Here is an 18574-nt window from a genome sequence, read left to right on the forward strand (position 1 = left end):
CGGACCTGAGCCCCCAATGCCGCACGGCGGAAAGATCCTGATCGACCAATTGGCCGCGCATGGCGTCACGCGCGTGTTCGAAGTGCCGGGTGAAAGCTTTCTGGCCGCGCTCGATGGGCTTTATGAGACCTCGGCCATCGAGACCATCGTCTGCCGGCATGAAGGCGGAGCGGCGATGATGGCCGAGGCGACGGGCAAGCTCACCGGCCGTCCCGGCATCGTCTTCGCGACGCGCGGGCCGGGCGTCGTCAACGCCATCTCCGGCGTTTACGTCGCGCAGCAGGACGCCACGCCGATGATCCTGTTCGTCGGCCTGCCGACGACCCCTCTCGAAGACAAGGCGCCGTTTCAGGAGATCGACCTCGAAGCCCTCTTTTCCGGCATCGCCAAGTGGACCGGCATCATCCGGCAGGCGGATCGGGTGGCCGAGTACGTTCAGCGCGCGTTTACGGTGGCGATGTCGGGGCGGCCGGGGCCTGTCATCATCGGCTTGCCGGAAGATGTGCTCTCCCAAGAGACGAGCGCAACGGTGCTCGCACCTGCGGCGCTTAAAGGCGGTGCCCCGTCCGCGCGTGACATGAGCGATCTCGGCCAACGTCTCGCCGCTGCGGCGCGTCCGCTCATCATCGTCGGCGGACCTGGTTGGACGGACGAAACGCGGCACGCGGTCGAGCGGTTTGCGCAGCGGTTCGATCTTCCGATCGCGTCGTCGTTCCGGTGTCAGGATTACGTCGACAACCGGCATCCCTGCTATGTGGGTCACCTGGGCTTCACGACGGATACCAAGCTCAAGGCCGGCCTCACGGCGGCCGACCTCGTGATCGCGGTCGGCGCGGAAGTGGCCGACATCGCGACCGATTCCTACGCCCTTCTCAGCGGTCCGGGAAAAACGTTCGTGCAAGTCCATCCCGAGCCCAGCGCGATTTTGGGCTATCGCGGCGCGGCGCTTTCGATCGTCGCAACATCCGCAGCGTTTTCGGAAGCGCTCGCCGACGTTGCGCCCGAGCCGCGCGAAACGGAGAGCCGTCGCTGGGGCGGCTATCGTCTGGATCTGCGCGCGGCGTACGAAGCGAGCCTCGCGCCGCGGCCGACGCCGGGTGCGCTCAAGCTCGAAGACGTGGTGACGGCGGTCTCGACGCTCCTGCCTGAAAACGGGATCGTGACAAACGGTGCCGGAAACTATTCGCAGTGGGTGCACCGCTACTTCCAGTTCAAGGGCTATCACACGGGGCTCGCGCCCACGTCCGGTTCGATGGGCTACGGGCTGCCGGCGGCGATTGCGGCGAAGCTCGAACACCCCGACGCGCCTGTCGTGTGCTTCGCCGGCGACGGCTGTTTCGCCATGACGGGGGCCGAGCTCGGGACGGCCGTGCAGCACGGACTCGCCATCGTCATCCTGATTGCCAACAACGGGATGTTCGGCACGATCCGGATGCACCAGGAGCGGAAGTATCCGGGACGTCCGAGCGGGACCGATCTCGTCAACCCGGATTTCGCCGCGTTTGCGCGAGCGCACGGGGCGCAGGGCGCGACGGTCGAAAACAGCGAGGACTTCGAAGCGGTGTTCCGCGATGCACTCCGCGCCGAAGGTCCGTTCGTCATCGATCTCCGGCAGGATCCGGACGCCATCACCCCCACGCAGACGCTGTCGGGCCTCGTGCGGGATTGAGCCGCATGGATTTCAATTGGCGGCGCGCTCCAGAAGCGCGGGCGTCTCCCGCGCGTTGAACACGTTTCCGCATTCCCGCACAGTCAGCGTCGCCGTGCTGAAGCAGGCTTCCGACTTTTTCGAGATCGTCTTGAGGCGGCTCAGTTCGTGGGCAATCTCGTCGGTGGTCGCTGCGCGCCCGCCCTTCGGCAAAACGAGCAGCGCGACGGAGCAGGTCAGCAACGGGAAACGTGCGACGACACCGTCCCTGCCCGCGCATTCGATATATCCGTTCTGGCGATGCTGCTGAGTGTAAAGGCTTTCGGCATTCAATGCGAAGCGCGTGCACACGTCCCGCACGCGGCGCGAAAAACCGTCGATCTCTCCCGAGACGCCCACGAAGAAGTCGTCGCCGCCGATATGGCCGATGAAGACGTCATCGCGCCCGAATTCGGCACGCAGCAGATCGGCGAACATGATGATGGCCCTGTCGCCGACGTGGAACCCGTAGACATCGTTGAACGGCTTGAAGTGATTGAAATCGAGATGCGCGAACGCATGGCTCAGGCCGCGCTCCTCGGTTGCGCGCCCGATGAAGCCGAGGATTGCATCGTTCGCCGGCAGGTGCGTGAGCGGGTTCTGGCTTTGCGCCTGCCGCAGCCTGATCATTCCCGCGAGGCGCAGGAGCGCGTTCGACGGCACGAAGCCGGAGTACCTCGTCCCTTCCGTCACGATCACGCCCTCGTCGATCGCGTGCGCACACTGCTCGATCAGTTGCGTGGGGCAGATGCTGGCGTCCACTGTCGGCAGGCGCGTCGTGAAATCGCGCAGCGTCATGGGGAACGACGAATTCTGGAGAAGATCGCGCCCGAAAGGCGATTGCACCAGCCATCGTAAATCACGCTCGCGCACAATCCCGAGCGGCATCCTCCGCGCATCGACGACGGGACGATAAGCGCACTCGGGGTGGCCGAGAAAGTAATCGACGACATCCGCGACACGCGTCGTATCGGGCAGCGCTTCGAGCGCCATCACGACGCCCTCGGCTTCGAGGGTGACCACGTTGCGCGGCGCGAGGCGACGGTCGGGGTTTTCGGAAACGGGGCCGTACACGCTGCGGATGTCAGCGGCTTCCGTGCTCGGCATGGCAACGAAATAGCCCTGCACGAGATCGCACCCGGCGTCGCGGCACGCGTGCAGCTCTTCCACGCGCTCGACCCCCTCCGCCACGACCTGCGTCCCGAGAATGTGCGCAAGCTCGACGACGCGCGAGACGAACACGCGCTTGCGGCCATCGCGGTCGAGATCCTTGATAAAGAAGCGATCGATCTTCACGTACTCGGGCTGGAGCTCGTAAAGGGCCTGCAGTCCGGAATGGCCGGTGCCGAAATCGTCGATGGCGATGCGAAAACCGTGCTGGCGCAGCTCTGCAACCGCCTGGATGAGCCCGACACAGCTTGGGGCTTCCCCACCCTCGGTGATTTCGATGCAGACGTCGGACGGGGAGAGACCCGCCCGTGACAGCTCGGCGAGAAACGCCGGCAACGTGTCTTCGATCTGGGCCGCGCGCATGCGGTCCAGATTGACGAACAGGAGAGCATCGACATGCGCCTTGCGGGCGGCGATTTTCTGCGCGGCCCGCCCGACCAGAAACGCATCGACCTCGACGCGAACGCCGAGGCGCTCCGCAAAAGCGAAAAACTGCGGGATCGATGCAAAGCCGAGCGCCTGGGTCTGCCGCGCGAGCGCTTCGCAGCCATGGGTCGCGCCGCTGCGGATATCCGTGATGGGTTGCAGGGCGGCATCGACCGCCTGGCGGACGCGGTCCAGGAAAATGGCTCCACCGTTGCTCTCGCGAAGCAAATGTACCGACGACCCAAACATATGCCGCTCCGCTGTTCCCACACCCGAGAGCTAGCAAGAAGCGATGAATTCGGCCTTAAACCGTCCGTCATGAGACTGTCATATTCGCATTATTCGTCAGGGACTTATGCGACCTCTTGGCGCAACCGCAGACACGCGGACGCCCTCCAGGGGGCCGAGACGGCTCCGGTGCGCGCGGGACTTCGGAGGCTCCCTTAAAACTTGTCATTTCGGAGATTTGCGGCTAAGGAGCGGCCATCTCACACGCGCGTCTCATGCGCCCGGCGGATTAAAAGCCCCGCAGGGTCGCTCCGGTGGAACAGCTAAGCCTTTCATATGGCTCGCTTTTCTTCTCAAGACGCGCGGAGGACCAACCGGAAAAGGAACACGACGCACATGACCGCGCCGCAATTCAACATGCGCCAGCTCCTGGAAGCAGGCGTCCACTTCGGCCACCAGGCTCACCGCTGGAACCCCAAGATGGCGTCCTTTATCTATGGCGCCCGCAACAACATCCACATTCTCGACCTGACCCAGACGGTGCCGATGCTGCACCAGGCGCTGAACAAGGTCTCCGACACCGTCGCTTCGGGCGGGCGCGTGCTTTTCGTCGCCACCAAGCGCCAGGCCTCCGACGCCATCGCCGACGCCGCCAAGCGCTCGGCTCAGTATTACATCAATCACCGCTGGCTCGGCGGCACGCTGACCAACTGGAAGACGATCTCCACCTCGATCCGCCGCCTGCGTCAGCTCGACGACATTCTTGCCGACCCGCAGGGCCGCACCAAGAAAGAAGTCCTCACCATCCAGCGCGAGCGCGACAAGCTCGACAAGGCGCTCGGCGGCATCAAGGACATGGGCGGCGTGCCCGACCTCCTGTTCGTGATCGACACGAACAAGGAAGGCATCGCGATCAAGGAAGCCCGCAAGCTCGGCATTCCGATCGTCGCCATCGTCGACACCAACTGCGATCCCGACGGCATCGATTTCCCCGTTCCCGGTAACGACGACGCTGGTCGCGCCATCACGCTTTACTGCGACCTCATCGCGCGTGCTGCCCTCGACGGCATCGAGCGCGGCCAGGGCTCGTCCGGCATCGACATCGGTGCCGCGGTCGACGCTCCGGCCGAGAGCCTGCCGGAGGCCGCCGTTGCCTTCAAGGGCATCGAGGGACCGCGCGGCGAAGCCGACGATCTCAAGCGGATCAAGGGTGTCAACGAGAAGATCGAGCAGAAGCTCAACGACGCGGGCGTGTTCCATTTCTGGCAGATCGCCGACCTCGACGCCGACAACCTTGCCGCGCTCGACCGTCAGCTCAAGCTCAAGGGCCAGATCGGTGAGGAAAACTGGGTCGCCCAGGCCAAAAAGCTCGTTGAGGCGTCCGCCGCCTAACTCCTCGGAGCGGGCGGGTCATCCCGTCCGCTTCGGCGCTGGCCTCCCACTGCGGACGGATCGCGTATCCGTTTTCCGCCCCATGGACACGACGCTTCGCTGAAGCGCGAAAGGAGACTCATGAGCACGATTTCAGCCGCACTGGTCAAAGAGCTGCGCGACAAGACCGGCGCCGGCATGATGGACTGCAAGCAGGCGCTGACCGAGACCAACGGCGACATGGAGGCCGCTATCGACCTCCTGCGTAAGAAGGGTCTCGCAAAAGCCGCCAAGAAGTCGGACCGCGTTGCGGCGCAGGGCCTGATCGGCGTGATTTCTAAAGTGAAATCCGGTGCCGTCGTCGAGGTCAACTCCGAGACCGACTTCGTCGCCCGTAACGCGGAATTCCAGGAACTCGTCCAGACGATCGCAGGCCTCGCCGCCGAAGCCGGCGGCGATCTCCAGAAGCTCCTCACCGCGGCTTATCCCGGCGGCAAGGGCACGGTCGACGACCGGATGAAGGAAGCGATCGCCACCATCGGCGAGAACATGGCCGTGCGCCGTACGGCTTCGCTCGCCGTCAACGACGGCGTCGTTGCGGATTACGTGCACAGCAAAGCCGCAGACGGCCTGGGCAAGATCGGCGTGCTTGTCGCGCTCGAAAGCGCTGGCGACACGGACAAGCTGATGGCGCTCGGCCGGCAGATCGCCATGCACATTGCAGCGTCGAGCCCGCAGGTCGTCAACGTCGAGGACCTTTCGCAGGACGCGATGGACCGCGAGCGGGCGATTTATCTGGAGCAGGCCAAGGCCGAGCCTAAGAACGCCGGCAAGTCGGACGAAATCCTGCTCAAGGCCGGTGAAGGCCGCCTTCAGAAAGAATTCGTCAACCAGGCCGTACTCCTCAAGCAGGTGTTCGTGATCGACGGCAAGGCAACCGTCGCGGAAATCCTGAAGCAGGCCGAAAAGGACGTCGGCGCGCCGGTCAAGGTCGCGGCATTCGTGCGTTATCAGCTCGGTGAAGGCATCGAGAAGAAAGAAGAAGATTTCGCCGCCGAAGTCGCCAAAACGATGGGCGCAGTAAAACAGTAAGGCTAGACGGGAAAAAGCCGGCGAAATCGCCGGCTTTTTTTTTGGCGTACGCAAGCTGCCTGAGGCTTCGCTCAACGGATGTTGTGGTATGTGGATGGCTGGCGCACTTGCGCCGGGTCGCCTTGCTCCCGGGCGCAAGTGCGCCGTTTCTTTTGCCAGGACAGCGCACCGAGGGCAAAGTGCCGGCAGACGACTGTGGACGCGACGACAATAAAACGGAGACCGGCATGACGACGGGTGACGGAGCGCTGAAGTACAGGCGGCTGCTCGTCAAGCTCTCGGGCGAAGCGCTCATGGGGCAGAACGGCTACGGCCTCGATACGGCTGTGGTCGACCGTCTGGCGGCCGATCTTGCCGGCGCCCTTGCCGAAGGGTGCGAAGTGTCCGTCGTCGTCGGAGGCGGCAACATCTTCCGCGGCCTTCAGGGGGCGGCGCGCGGCATGGACCGGGCCACAGCCGACTACATGGGCATGCTCGCCACCGTCATGAACGCTTTGGCGCTGCAGAGCGCGCTCGAAGCGGCGGGCGCGCCCGCGCGCGTGCTGTCGGCCATCACCATGCCGACCGTCTGCGAGCCCTATGTCCGCCATCGCGCGCTCTATCACCTCGAACGCAAGCGGATCGTCATTTTCGCGGCAGGCACCGGAAACCCGTTTTTTACAACCGACACGGCGGCGACGCTGCGCGCCATCGAGATGGGGTGCGACGCGGTCGCGAAGGCGACACAGGTGGACGGCGTCTATTCCGCCGACCCGAAAAAGGACCCGGCGGCCCAGCGCTACGACCGGCTTAGCTACTCGGACGTTCTGGCCAAGGATCTCCGGGTGATGGATGGAGCGGCAATCGCGCTTGCCCGGGACAATCATCTTCCGGTAATTGTGTTTTCCATCGATGAGCCGGGGAATCTGATCAAGGTGCTGCGGGGTACGGCCCGGGCCACTGTGATCCACGGCTAAATTCCGGACGCGGCGGCTCCCCGCATCATCCGGTCGACCTTGACGGTCGATCCCTGGGCGCGGAAGCCTCGGCCGCCGCGAAGAGACAAGAAGGAGACGAGGCAAGTGTCGCTCACAACGTTCGATCCCACTGAAATCGAGACGCGGATGCGTGCTTCCCTGGAGGCCCTGAAGCGCGAGCTTGCCGGCCTCAGGACGGGGCGCGCGAGCGCGCACCTGCTCGATCCCGTTCAGGTCACCGTCTACGGGTCGCGCATGCCGCTCAATCAGGTGGCGACGGTCACCGTGCCGGAACCGCGCATGATCTCGGTCCAGGTCTGGGACAAGTCTAACGTGTCGGCGGTCGAAAAGGGCATCCGAGAGTCCAACCTCGGCGTCAACCCGATCATCGACGGCACCACGCTCCGGCTTCCCATCCCCGCGCCCACCGCCGAGCGGCGCCAGGAACTCGCCAAGCAGGCCCACAAATATGCGGAAAACCATCGCGTGGCCGTGCGCAACGTGCGCCGCGAGGGTATGGAGCTTCTGAAGAAGCTCGAAAAAGACGGCAAGATCGGCGAGGACGAGCAACATAAGAATTCCGCAAAGGTGCAGGAGCTTACCGACAAGCTGATCAAGGAGATCGATCAGACGCTTGCCGCGAAGGACGCCGAAATCCAAAAGGTTTAGGCGCAATCGGCCTCACGATTTAAACTCATTTGCACACCGATATTCCGGGCACGCCAGCCGCAACAACTCGCCGAGATCCCGTGGCCGACAGATCCAAATCCCCAGACGGGGTACTCAGCGCGCCGCTCTCTCCACGCCACGTCGCCATCATCATGGACGGCAACGGCCGGTGGGCGGCGGAGCGCGGATTGCCGCGCGCAGCGGGGCACAAGGCGGGCGTGGAAGCCGTGCGCCGGACCGTGAAAGCCGCCATCGAGCTTTCGATCCCTTGTCTTACGCTCTACAGCTTCTCATCCGAGAACTGGTCGCGCCCCAGGGACGAGATCGATTATCTGATGGGGCTGATGAAGCGGTTCATCCGCGGAGACCTCGCGGAACTGCATCAGAACAACGTCAAGATCCTCGTGATCGGCGAACGCAGCGACATCGACCAGGAGATGCTGGCGTTGATCGACGAGGCGTGCGACCTCACACGCGACAACACGCGCCTTACGCTCACGATCGCTTTCAATTACGGCGCGCGTAACGAAATCACGCGGGCCGCACAGCGGCTTGCGGAGGACGTGGCGGCGGGGCGGCTTTCGCCTTCCGAAATCACGGTGGACCACTTCCGGCTGGCGCTCGATACGGGCGATCTTCCTGACCCCGACATGCTGATCCGCACCAGCGGCGAGCGGCGGCTTTCGAACTTCCTTCTCTGGCAATCGGCGTATACGGAACTCGTCTTCCTCGATGCCTATTGGCCGGATTTCGGGCGTGAACTGCTCATCGAGGCGATCACGCAGTATAACTCGCGCGAGCGTCGCTTCGGTGGCTTGCCCAGCCGATCCACGGCCTGAGGCTCTTCCCATGACCGAGGACGAGACACGTCGGGCCGAGCCCGAGCCTGCCATCGCCGCATCGGGAGGCGCAAAAGCCGAACTCGGTCTCAGGATCGTCAGCGCGCTTCTGCTCGGCTCCGTTTCCGTGGCACTCGCCTGGGCCGGCACGCTGCCGTTCGCCGCCCTCGTCCTGGCGGTGACGCTTATCCTGAGTTGGGAATGGGCGCATGTCGTACGCGGCGACGGTATCGACCTTGCGCTTGGCATCCAATTCGCCGCGGCGATCGGTGCCATCGGCCTTGCCGCCTTCGGTTTTGCCGCGCTCGGCGTCGCGCTTCTGCTGATCGGCACCATCATCGTTCTCGCGCTCGAATTCGGGGAGCGGCCCATCCTTTCGGCGGCAGGCGTTCTCTATGCCGGGCTCCCGGCCGTGGCGCTGATCTGGCTGCGCTCCAACGAGCCGATGGGGTTTTACGCCGTCCTTTTCATCCTGCTGGTGGTGGCTGCCACCGATACGGCGGCCTACTTCGCGGGGCGCTCGATCGGCGGGCCACGGCTCGCGCCCTCGATCTCGCCGAAAAAGACATGGAGCGGTCTTCTGGGCGGGATCAGCGCGGCCGGGCTCACGGCTGGCGCGTTCGCCTCTAGCGTCGGCGCGCCGGTGCTTCCGCTCGCCGTCGCCGGTGTTGCGATGGGGCTCGTGGCGCAGACGGGAGATCTTGCCGAATCCGCGCTCAAACGCGCCTTCCACCTCAAGGACGCGAGCGGCTTGTTGCCCGGGCACGGCGGTTTCATGGACCGCGTGGACGGATTGGTGCCGGTGGCGGTGCTGCTCGCTCTCGTGCTCTTGTTCCTCGACCCGAAAGCCCCTGCCGACGCACTCTTCTCCGGTCTCTTCCCGGCGCAAAGGTGACGTTCGCGAGCCACTCGATGCGGAAATGCTCCCGAGCTGGCTCAGACCCACGATATGGCGCATAAAGCGCCTCGAACCTGTCGCGACGGCCGCCACGCCCCTGAGGCTCTGGGCTCGGCTTGTACGGCGTCGACGAATGGAGATGTCAGGCATGGCGCACGCGCCTCCCGTATCGCGCGCTTCGGCATTCGAAACCGAGACTGCCGACGCGAGCGCGGAGGCGACGGCGCACGCACCCGGCACGCGCCGGCCGCAGCGTCTCTCGGTTCTGGGCGCGACCGGATCGATCGGCACGAGCACGCTGGATCTGGTCGGCCGGCACCCCGACCGTTTCGAGATCGTGGCGCTCACAGCGCAGTGCAACGCGGCGCGCCTTGCGGAACTCGCCATCGCTCATCGGGCCCAGCTCGCGGTGATCGGCGATCCGGCCTATTACGACGACCTCAAATCCCACCTCGCGGGCACGGGCATCCGTGTCGCGGCGGGCGCCGACGCAGTCGAGGCCGCAGCCCTCGAACCGGCCGACTGCGTGATGGCTGCCATCGTTGGCGCGGCAGGCCTCACGCCGACGTTTGCCGCCGCTGGCCAGGGATGCCGCGTTGCGCTTGCCAACAAGGAATGCCTCGTATCGGCGGGCGATATCTTCCTCAGGCACGTGCGGCAATCCGGGGCGGAGCTGCTGCCCGTCGACAGCGAGCATTCGGGCGCGTTCCAGTCCATCGGGCAGACGCAGGCCGCCTCGATCGAGAAAATCGTGCTGACCGCTTCGGGCGGACCGTTCCGAACCCTCGACAGGCATGCGCTCGCGCGCGTCACGCCCGAGCAGGCGCTCAAGCATCCGAACTGGTCGATGGGGGCGAAGGTCACCATCGATTCCGCGACGCTCATGAACAAGGGCCTCGAACTGATCGAGGCCTATCATCTGTTCCCGGTCGAGGCGCACCAGCTCGAAGCCATCGTGCACCCGCAATCGGTGGTCCATTGCCTGGTGATGCTCGAAGACGGGTCGGTCATGGCCCAGCTTTCGCAGCCGGACATGCGCACGCCCATCGCGCTTGCGCTCTCCTGGCCCGAGCGGCTCACGACCCCGGTCTCGCGACTCGACCTCCTCGCGCTGAAGACGCTTTCGTTCGAGGCGCCCGACCTCGACCGCTTCCCCGCTCTCGGCATCGCGACCGATGCGCTCCGGCACGGCGGCGCGGCCCCGGCCGTGTTGAATGCGGCCAACGAGGTCGCTGTCGCGGCGTTTATCGACCGGAAGATCGGCTTCCTCGATATCGCCCAGACGGTCGCGTCATGTCTCGAAAAAGCCGAATCCCTGGGGCTTCTCAGCAGCGTCGAGACGCTGGAAGACGTGCTTGCGGTCGATCTCGAAGCGCGAAACATGGCACGGATGCTGCTTCCAGGATAAAGGTTGCCCCTCTGCGTCCCTCCGGGCAACGCGACCGCGCGCCCGGCCGACAAGGATTTTTCCCCACAACGTCTCAGCGAACAGGATTTCATCAAGGATGATCGAAGGGCTTCTCAGTCAGGTTTCGACGTGGACCATCCAAGGCCTCGGCTTCCTGTTCGTCTTGAGCGCGGTGGTTTTTTTCCATGAGCTTGGCCATTTTCTCGTGGCGCGCTGGTGCGGCGTGACCGTCACCACGTTCTCCATCGGCTTCGGCAAAGAGCTTGCGGCCTTCGTCGACCGAAAGGGCACGCGCTGGCGTTTCGCGGCGATCCCGCTCGGCGGCTACGTCAAATTCCTGGACGACACGAACGTCGCGAGCTCGCCGGGGACGGCGGCCAGCGCCGAGATGTCACCTGAAGCCCGCGCAGGCACCTTCCACGACAAGCCGGTCTGGCAGCGCTTTCTGGTCGTCGCCGCCGGTCCGTTGGCAAATTTCATTCTCGCGGCGGTGATTTACACCGCGCTCAACGTATCGACCGGCGTTTCGCGCGTGACGGCGCAGGTGGACGAAGTCGTGGCTGGAATGCCGGCGGAACAGGCCGGGCTCCGCGCCGGGGACGTCATCACCCGCATCGACGGGTGGCGGATCGAGACGTTCGACGACGTGTCGCGGCTCGTGCTGACATCGAGCGGACGGACGCTGCAGATCGCGGTCGAGCGCAACGGCGAAACCCTGACCTTCCCCGTGACCCCCGCCATGCGCGACGAGAGGGACGACCTTGGCGTGACCGTGCGGCTCGGCGATATCGGCGTGCGCCGCCACGTGCCGGCGCGGGTCGGCGCGGTGGTGCCGGATTCGGCGGCCGAAAAGGCCGGTATCGAAGTGGGCGACGTCATCACGGCCATCGACGGCACCGCCATCTCCTCGTTCCGGGACGTGGTGGAGCTGGTGCAACCGGCCGCCGAGCGGCCGCTTGCCGTGACGGTCAAACGCGGAAACGAGACCCGGGCGCTCGAAATCGTCCCGACGGCGGCCGAAATCGCCATGCCGGACGGGAGCACCAAGCAAGTCGGCCGCATCGGTGTCGCGCAGGACCGGCCTGAGCCGGTGGCCGTTTCATTTGTGGAAGCCGCCCGCCTGGGTGTCCGGGAGACCTACTCCAATATCGTGCAGACGATCACGGGAATCGGCGACATCATCTGGGGGCGCCAGTCGGCCGATCAGGTTGGCGGGCCAATTCTCCTGGCCGAGGTGACGGCACGCGTGGTCGAGCACGGCTGGGAGCCCTTGCTGCGGCTGACGGCGTTGATTTCGGCCAACATCGGCCTCTTGAATTTGCTGCCAATTCCCGTGCTCGACGGCGGTCATCTGGTTTTCTACACGATCGAGGCCATCCGCCGCCGGCCGCTGAGCCAGCGCGTGCAGGAAATCGGGTTCAAAATCGGAATCGCGCTGGTGATGACTTTGATCATCTTCGTCAACCTCAACGACCTGATGCGATTGGGTAAAAGGTGGCTTTTTGGCGGCGGCTAGAATCTGCCTGGGGTGACGTAAACTTGCCACTTCCCAGTGCCTTACCCAGTTGTTAAGAATGCCTGAAGTGAGGGGTTTTGGGAGCACGATTCGAGACTTTGGGGGTCTCGGAGGGAAGTGCAGCGTTTCTCAGGCCGCTCATGTTGGGGTCCTTGCGATCATCCAACATTTCAAGAAACGGGGCTCGGGACTGTCGCCGACAGGTCCCGCGAGTCGAGGGGGATCGGCATGAAGGCGAGGCAGATCCGCACATGAAGCACTCACGGATCTGGGTTCATCTGAGGAGCATGCCTCGTCATGGCGTGCGCTTGATGCTGTGGCTCGCACTTGCGGTCCCGGCGGCGCTGACCATCGACGTCGTGGCGTTTTCCGCTCCGGCCCATGCGCAAACCATTCGCGATATCCGCGTCGAGGGTAATCGCCGCGTCGAACCGGAGACGGTTCGCTCCTATCTTCAATTCACCGTCGGCGAGGCGTATGACGCCGGTAAGGCCGACCGCTCGATCCAGGCCCTTTTCGCTACGGGCCTGTTCGCCGACATTTCCATCGATCGCCAGGGCGACGCCGTCGTTGTCTACGTGGTCGAGAACCCCGTCATCAACCAGGTCGCCTTCGAGGGCAACAGCGAGGTCGATACCGACACGCTGCGGTCCGAAGTGCATCTGAAGCCGCGCTCCGTCTATACGCGTGCCCGCGTGCAAGCCGACGTGCAGCGCATTCTCGACGTCTACCGCCGCCAGGGCCGCTACGCCGCCTGGGTCGAGCCCAAGATCATCGAGCTCGAACAGAGCCGCGTGAACCTCGTGTTCGAAATCAACGAGGGTGGCGCGACGAAGGTTCAAGGCATCAACTTCGTCGGCAACTACGCGTTCTCCGACGCGCAGCTTCGCGACATCATTTCCACGACACAGTCCGGTTTGTTCGACTTCCTCAAGGGAACGAGCATCTACGATCCGGACCGCATGAACCTCGACCGCGAGCTTCTGCGTCAGTTCTACCTCAAGAACGGTTACGCAGACGTGCGCGTGGTGGCGGCTAACGCCGAACTCGACCGCGGCGGCTCCGGCTTCTATCTCAACTTCGCGATCGACGAAGGCGAGCGCTATGCATTCGGCGACGTCACGATCGAAAGCTCGCTGCCCGAGGTCAATCCTCATTATCTGTCCGGTGAAGTGCTCACCCGTCAGGGCGACATCTATAACGGCCAGGATATCGAAAAGAGCACCGAGCGCCTGACGCTGCTCATCGCCGAGCAAGGTTATGCCTTTGCCCGGGTGCGCCCCCGCGCCACGCCCGATCCTGCCTCGCGCACGATTGCGCTCAGCTATTTGATCGACGAAGGCCCGCGCGTTTACATCGAGCGCATCAACGTGAACGGTAACCTTCGCACGAAGGACCACGTGATCCGCCGCGAGTTCCGCCTGGCCGAAGGCGACGCCTTCAATCCGCTGCTCGTCGACCGCGCCAAGAAGCGTCTCGAAGCGCTCGGTTTCTTCAAGAAAGTGGACATCAAGCGCCGTCCCGGCTCGTCGCCGGATCGTGTGATCCTCGACGTGGATCTCGAAGAACAGTCGACGGGCGAGCTGTCGTTCGGCGCCGGCTACTCGACTTCCGAAGGCGTGATCGGCGACGTCAGCATCAGCGAGCGCAACCTGCTCGGTAACGGTCAGTTCCTGCGCCTCAGGCTCGCAGGCTCCATGGAGCGTATGCAGGTCGACCTGTCGTTCACGGAGCCGCGCTTCCTGGATCGCAACCTTTCGGCGGGCTTCGACCTCTTCCACAAGGAACTCGATTACGCTCGTGAGACGGGCTACGAGTCGAAGCGCACGGGCGGTACGGTCCGTCTCGGCTTCCCGCTCTCCGAGAACCTGTGGATGCAGACCGGCTACACCATCGATTACAGCTCGATGGACGTGGACGACCGCTGGGGCGATCAGGTGTCGCTCGTGGTTCGCGACGAAGTTGCGGATCTTGGCGAGGGTGCTCTCACCTCCTCGATCGGCACCTCGATCACCTACGACAAGCGTAATCACCCGCGCACGCCCACCAGCGGCTACTATCTGCAGGTCGCGACCGACATGGCAGGTCTGGGCGGCGACGTGCAGTACGTGCGCGTCAACGCGGAAGGCCGCGCGTACTATCCGATCACCGAGAAGATCACCTTCGTCGGCCGCTTGATCGGCGGTCATATCGAAGGCTGGGGCGACGACGATATCCGCCTCACGGACCTCTACTATCGGGGTGGCGAGACCATTCGCGGCTTCGACCGCGCCGGCTTCGGTCCTCGCGACATGAGCGCCAACGGGCGTGAGGACGCGCTTGGCGGCCGGAGCTACTGGGCCGGTACGGCTGAGGTTCGCTTCCCGCTGCCGTTCGTGCCCGACGATCTGGGCCTCTCGGCTGCCGTGTTCGCCGACGCGGGTTCGCTGTTCAACGCCAACGAGCGCGCAAAGCGGCTCGATCAAGCCGGTCTGATCGATCTCGCCGACGACTCCACGATCCGCTCGTCCATCGGTGCGAGCATCATGTGGAACTCGCCGGTCGGTCCGATCCGTATGGACTTCGCCAAGGCCCTCTCGAAAGAGAGCTACGACGAAGTGCAGTTCTTCCGCTTCGGTGCCTCGACCAACTTCTAACGAGACATCCAAAACGAACAAAACGCCCGGAGGCTCGCTGCCTGCCGGGCGTTTTTCTTTTGGAAGGTGCCACGCCTTCTCGGGGTGCGCGCGGCACGGCTCCAGATCGGGCTCTCTTAGAGCATGTTCATTCGAGATGGACTCGCGTTTTCCCCTCCCCCGTCATGGCGGAGCCATGCTCCGCATGGACGGTCGGGGTCCAGACGCGTCTCCGCATTGCGCAACACGTCCCACCGGGGAGAGGTGAAGTAGGCCGCTTGCCTTTAGCGCGCCCTCTCTCCCCATCCATGCGAAGCATGGCTCCTCCGGCATCACACGGCTATCACGTGCGCATGAAGCTCAAGCGTTCACGGCCCCCGGCGGCGGCGCGATGGATCAGCTTAGGTGCCGCTGCAGCGCGCGCATGCACGTAAAAAAAACGCGAGCGAACATCCGTTCGCACGCGCCTTGTCGATTTGGGGTTTTCGCCGGTGAACGAACTAGGGCGTTTTCCGATCCGATGGAATCGGATCGGACGCTCTATATCTTTGATGAGGCCGATGATGCATCGCTTCGGACTTTCTCCGCGCTGCCGATTCACGCCGCGCCGGGTAGGCGGCGCGGCGATCGGAGCGGCTAGGGTCCAAAGCGATCATGGTCTCTTGAGTTAGACCTATGATTCACGCTTCGGACTGATAGGGTCCGAAGCGATCATGGTCTAGCGGCGCTCGCGATCGCGCTGCCAGTACATGAAGGCAATCGTCACCAGCGCGGTGAGGATGATGGTTCCGATGATGTCGCTGCGGCCAATGAACGAAAGCCAGACATCGAGCCCGCCCATCGAACCGCCGCGGCCGACGAGGAAGCCGTTGACCATCATCACGAACAACACCACGCCCGCCGTCAGCAGGGCGGCGATCACGACCTGAAGGGATTTTTTCATGACCTTCGGCATCGGGACCTTGTGATTGTGGCCGACGGCGAATTGGGTGCGGTCTGACATGGCAGGCTCCCTGCGCTCATAAATCAAGCGAATCAATTGCAAACAAGAGTAGACGCAGGCCATCGGCGCGCAACGCTCTCGGCGAGCATAAGAGGCCGCCCGTTGTCGCGTTATCTGCGTACGCGAACGCCGACGCGCACCTCGTCCGTCTCGTAGTCACCGTTCACGTCATTTGAGGCAAAGCTGAGGTGCTGGTAGCGCGCAAACAGCACCAGCTCGGGGCTTGCGTAGTATTCCGCACCGACGAAAGCCGTCACCACGCTTTCCTCGATCGGGGTCCGGTGGAAGTCGTAATGCGTATACGAGAGCCCGGCCGAGCCGATCAGATGCCGGCGGAAGGCATGGCGGGCTTCAATGCCGACTTTATGAGACACGACGCCACCCGACTCCTCTGTGGTCGTGTCGTAGATGTCGCTCGATGCCGTGAGCATCAACGATGTGATCTCGCTCGGCCGCCAGGCGAGATTTGCGTCGAACAGGAACGCCTCGACGGATGCGAGGCGACCGTCGCGGGGCGTTTGCCGGCCGTAGCCTACACTGGCCTGCCCGCGCAGGATCGCGCCTGTCGATCCGAAGTCAAGCCCTACACGCGTGCGAACGCCGTCCGAGTCACGACGGATACCGTCTGCGGGGGCCGCTTTCTTGTCGCGCTGGTTGAGTTCGCCTTCCGCGAACACGGCAAGCGTGGGCTTCAGCTCCCAGCTCGCGCGCACGGCTTGGTGTGTTTCCAAGGTGTCGCGATCCGCGAGGCTTTCGCCATCGTGGGGCAACGCATAGGTCGTGTCGGAAACGGATCCTCTCAGCTCGACGGCGAGCCGATTGAAACGGTGATTGAACGCGAGCCGGGCTTCGTCGCTCCGGACCTGTGCCCGCTCGCCCGTCACGTTGGCGTCGACGGCGGTGCGATCTTCCTGGCTGACGCTGCGGCCGACGAGGCCCTGAAAGTTGGTGCGGCGGCTGATATCGAGGCGGCCGCGCGCTTCAACGCTCCAGGCGCGGTCGTCCTCCGAGGGATAGTCGTCGTGGTAGGTCGAGAACGTGGTGCCGCGCAGTTCGACCGCGTGAACATTCCAGTTCGACACGAGGCGCGCCTCGGTCCTGAGCTCGCCCGCGATGTCGGAGCGGGCACGAGGCGTGCTCAGCACGTTGCTGGTGTAGAGCCCGCCCAACTCCGCTTCGGGGAAGAGCACGAAGCTGCCGATGCGGATGCCGACGGGATCGTAAGGCTCGATGCGCGCGAAGCGCGCGGGACGACGGTCGGTTTCAGCGGGATCGATGTCCTCGATCTGGAACAGCAACGGATCGTGACCGGCGGGAGGCGTGTTGAAAACGTCGAGGTCTTCAGGCGGGCGCGTATCGCGGCCGAGATCGGCGCCTTCGTTCCAGGCCTCGGACTCGCCAAGCTCGATGCGTCCGTCGGACGGTGTCAGGCCATCGACGGGCTGCAAGGCTTCGCTCTCGCCCGTGCTTTCCGATGTGGACGCCGCGCCGTCGGTCTCGGCGGACAGCGGGTCGCTGTCGAGTGGGTCTCCACCTTGTTCGCCATCGTCATCGTCGGCGCCGCCGATCGAGCCGCGCATTCTGGCCGGGGAGACAAATTCGTAGGCGTTGGCGAGATCGGAGACGGGATCGCGGTCTCGGCCGGATGGCGCGGTGATGCTTCGCGCCGATGCGGCACCGGCGTTCGTGCGCGGCGGCTCATTCAGCTCCTGAGCGCTGGCCGGTGGCGCATAGCTCAACGCGGCCACGAGCGTTGCCGCCGCAAAGCCAAAGACGATCAAGCCTAGCCGCCAGACCACCGCCACGGGGGCGCCCTCATGAGGAACAAATACCTGCACGCGAACGCAAACCCGACCGTCAACCCGGCCACACACCCGGATCGGCCGACAGTAGAGAGTGGCGGGTTAACGCGCGCTTAAGCATTCGCGGATGGGCGTGTGGAGCGGCCTCCCCCATCGCGGCTCGCGATCACGGCGATTGGCAGAGCGCGGAATTGGCCGGCACGCGTGTCAGACGGGCTCGACGACCAGGACGGTGCCCTCTGCCCCCGGCGATCCGCACGCGCGTGCCTTGCGGGGTGTCGGCGCCGGCGGCAGCCCAGAGGGTGTCGCCCACACGCACACGCCCGCGCCCGCCGCGGATTTCCTCCTCGACCACGACGACGCGGCCGATGTACTGGGCGGCGCGCTGGTTGAGGGTGAGGTCCGCACGGTCCACGGTCTGATGGTCGGAAAAGAAACGCACCGCAAAGACCGTCGCGACGGACACAGTGGCGAACAACACGAGTTGCCAGGGCAAGGTCATCGCTTCGCCGACGCCCGCCCAGGTGAGAAGCGTCAGAATAAGGCCAACGACAATCGCAGACAGGCCGAACCAGAGAAACTGGACGCCTGGGATTACGGCTTCGAGCGCCATCAAGACGAGGCCGGCGATGAACCAGTTCCAAAGGCCAAAGCCGAGGAAGAGGTCGATAAAGGCTGGCATGCTGTGCGTTCCCCGTGTTTCCCAGAGCCGCATGAAGCTAGAATTTTTCCGGGGCGAATTGAAGCCATTCCGTGGGCGGGGCGCAAACCTGCGCGAACGCCAAACATGCGGACTGGCTAGGGGGCAGTCTGGACCGGACGCACTCCAAGCTTTAAGAGAGGGACGCGGCGGTTTCGCGGGCTCTGGCCCGAGGGGTTCGCTTCCCTTTTGCG

At 64.3% G+C, this 18574-nt stretch carries 14 protein-coding genes; 10 read left to right on the forward strand and 4 right to left on the reverse strand.

The window, feature by feature from the left end; all coding sequences use genetic code 11:
* Positions 1-16: 16 nt before the first annotated feature.
* Positions 17-1669, forward strand: coding sequence for a thiamine pyrophosphate-dependent enzyme (locus W911_RS13220; protein ID WP_023788049.1), 1653 nt, complete (start codon positions 17-19; stop codon positions 1667-1669).
* A 12-nt stretch (positions 1670-1681) separates the two neighbouring features.
* On the opposite strand, the gene W911_RS13225 is transcribed toward W911_RS13220, so the two are convergent.
* Positions 1682-3532: a GGDEF domain-containing protein gene (locus W911_RS13225; RefSeq protein WP_081717738.1), complete on the reverse strand. Its 1851-nt coding sequence runs from the start codon at positions 3530-3532 to the stop codon at positions 1682-1684.
* A 375-nt stretch (positions 3533-3907) separates the two neighbouring features.
* Between W911_RS13225 and W911_RS13230 the strand changes: the two genes are divergently transcribed.
* From W911_RS13230 to bamA, 9 genes are all read left to right on the forward strand, one after another.
* Positions 3908-4903, forward strand: a complete 996-nt coding sequence (locus W911_RS13230; protein WP_041316576.1) for a 30S ribosomal protein S2 — start codon at positions 3908-3910, stop codon at positions 4901-4903.
* 120 nt (positions 4904-5023) lie between these two features.
* Positions 5024-5974, forward strand: a complete 951-nt coding sequence (gene tsf, locus W911_RS13235) for a translation elongation factor Ts (protein WP_023788051.1) — start codon at positions 5024-5026, stop codon at positions 5972-5974.
* 227 nt (positions 5975-6201) lie between these two features.
* Positions 6202-6930: a UMP kinase gene (gene pyrH, locus W911_RS13240; protein WP_041318761.1), complete on the forward strand. Its 729-nt coding sequence runs from the start codon at positions 6202-6204 to the stop codon at positions 6928-6930.
* 147 nt (positions 6931-7077) lie between these two features.
* On the forward strand, positions 7078-7599 hold the full coding sequence (frr, locus tag W911_RS13245) for a ribosome recycling factor (protein WP_051388837.1): 522 nt from the start codon (positions 7078-7080) through the stop codon (positions 7597-7599).
* Between the two features lie 80 nt (positions 7600-7679).
* Entirely contained in the window at positions 7680-8438 is a 759-nt protein-coding gene (locus tag W911_RS13250; protein WP_023788054.1) for an isoprenyl transferase, read from the forward strand.
* A gap of 10 nt (positions 8439-8448) precedes the next feature.
* A complete protein-coding gene (locus W911_RS13255; RefSeq protein ID WP_023788055.1) occupies positions 8449-9333 on the forward strand; it encodes a phosphatidate cytidylyltransferase in 885 nt (294 codons plus the stop codon).
* 151 nt (positions 9334-9484) lie between these two features.
* Positions 9485-10744: a 1-deoxy-D-xylulose-5-phosphate reductoisomerase gene (locus W911_RS13260; RefSeq protein ID WP_023788056.1), complete on the forward strand. Its 1260-nt coding sequence runs from the start codon at positions 9485-9487 to the stop codon at positions 10742-10744.
* A gap of 97 nt (positions 10745-10841) precedes the next feature.
* The gene (gene rseP, locus W911_RS13265; protein WP_023788057.1) at positions 10842-12260 is read left to right on the forward strand and encodes an RIP metalloprotease RseP; all 1419 of its coding nucleotides are present in this window, start codon (positions 10842-10844) and stop codon (positions 12258-12260) included.
* 287 nt (positions 12261-12547) lie between these two features.
* Positions 12548-14896: an outer membrane protein assembly factor BamA gene (gene bamA, locus W911_RS13270; protein WP_041316578.1), complete on the forward strand. Its 2349-nt coding sequence runs from the start codon at positions 12548-12550 to the stop codon at positions 14894-14896.
* 697 nt (positions 14897-15593) lie between these two features.
* Here the strand turns inward: bamA and W911_RS13275 are convergent.
* From W911_RS13275 to W911_RS13285, 3 genes are all read right to left on the reverse strand, one after another.
* Entirely contained in the window at positions 15594-15878 is a 285-nt protein-coding gene (locus W911_RS13275) for a hypothetical protein (RefSeq protein WP_023788060.1), read from the reverse strand.
* A gap of 110 nt (positions 15879-15988) precedes the next feature.
* Positions 15989-17683: an outer membrane beta-barrel protein gene (locus W911_RS13280; RefSeq protein WP_051388560.1), complete on the reverse strand. Its 1695-nt coding sequence runs from the start codon at positions 17681-17683 to the stop codon at positions 15989-15991.
* Between the two features lie 163 nt (positions 17684-17846).
* A complete protein-coding gene (locus W911_RS13285) occupies positions 17847-18362 on the reverse strand; it encodes an NfeD family protein (protein WP_144083603.1) in 516 nt (171 codons plus the stop codon).
* Positions 18363-18574 lie beyond the last annotated feature (212 nt).

The organism is Hyphomicrobium nitrativorans NL23, assembly GCF_000503895.1.
Lineage (GTDB): Bacteria > Pseudomonadota > Alphaproteobacteria > Rhizobiales > Hyphomicrobiaceae > Hyphomicrobium_C > Hyphomicrobium_C nitrativorans.